This is a genomic window from Candidatus Paracaedibacter symbiosus (assembly GCF_000757605.1).
In the GTDB taxonomy this organism is placed as follows: Bacteria; Pseudomonadota; Alphaproteobacteria; order Paracaedibacterales; family Paracaedibacteraceae; genus Paracaedibacter_A; species Paracaedibacter_A symbiosus.
On sequence record NZ_JQAK01000035.1, the window covers coordinates 1 to 847 of the forward strand.

General features: G+C 46.0%; 2 protein-coding genes. Both read right to left on the reverse strand.

All coding sequences use genetic code 11. The features are described from left to right. Window positions 1–146: 146 nt before the first annotated feature. Window positions 147–716, reverse strand: coding sequence for a type IV conjugative transfer system protein TraE (gene traE / locus IG80_RS0111995; protein WP_038461058.1), 570 nt, complete (start codon window positions 714–716; stop codon window positions 147–149). Beyond that, window positions 713–820: a type IV conjugative transfer system protein TraL gene (locus IG80_RS17145; protein WP_420887396.1), complete on the reverse strand. Its 108-nt coding sequence runs from the start codon at window positions 818–820 to the stop codon at window positions 713–715. The genes traE and IG80_RS17145 overlap by 4 nt, the downstream gene beginning before the upstream one ends. Between the last annotated feature and the right edge of the window lie 27 nt (window positions 821–847).

Genomic DNA, 847 nt, shown 5'->3' on the forward strand with positions numbered 1-847 from the left:
GCTGAGCAATGCGGTCATTTTCAACAGAAATACGCGTGTGTTCTGTGCTGGAGATGATCACCTCGCTGAAGCCATGATCTTTAATGGGAAGGATTTGAACGGCACTGACTGAAGAAGCGAGTAAAGATACTGCTAGAAGTGGAAACTTACGCATGGTCTTGCTCCTTTCCTGTCAGAGGTTTAAAGGAGGTGATGAGCAACCGTCCATGAGCAAAAGAAAAGGTTAAGCGATAGGTCTCATCCCGTTGGAAGATGCACTTTTGACTGACATAACCGACCATCTCACCAGAAAGATCCACTTGTAAGTTCTTTTCCCGAACAACAACCTTTTTGGGATAAAAGGAGGTGCTAAGGCCGCTTTTTTGATATCTCTCTTCTTCTTCTCGAAGCTGGTGTTTGAGCTTACCAATGCCCCTTGCGTCTGCATAACGCAAAAGAAGTTCATGAAGATAAGGAGCGCTTTGAGGTGTTTTGTTTAAGAGAATGCTTCCAAAAAACAAAGCCATCTCTTCAAGGTATTGAGCAGATACTTGGTTCCGCTCGACCCAGGTAGGCCCTGTGAGATGGGGAGGCACAAGCACAACCCGCTCACTCTGGGTACACAAAGCAAAGGTCATGAGCAGGTTTGATGCAAGAAGCCCTGACGCCATAAAGGTCAAATAATTTCTATGCCTTAAAAGATCATGAAGTCTTAAGTGCTGAAGCTTTTCTTTCATGACACCCACTCTCTGATATGTGAAGGCGGTGTTAAAGGAAGCTTGGCCTTGTTGTGGGGGAGATACCAGTACATCAAATGTTTGAGTGCCCCTTGGCCTGCCATCTTGCGGAGTTTCCGCAATGCCCAGCA

Excerpts from the sequence above, each read along its gene's own strand:
- traE (WP_038461058.1), bottom strand. The coding sequence starts at position 716 with ATGAAAGAAAAGCTTCAGCACTTAAGACTTCATGATCTTTTAAGGCAT.
- IG80_RS17145 (WP_420887396.1), bottom strand. The coding sequence starts at position 820 with ATGGCAGGCCAAGGGGCACTCAAACATTTGATGTACTGGTATCTCCCC.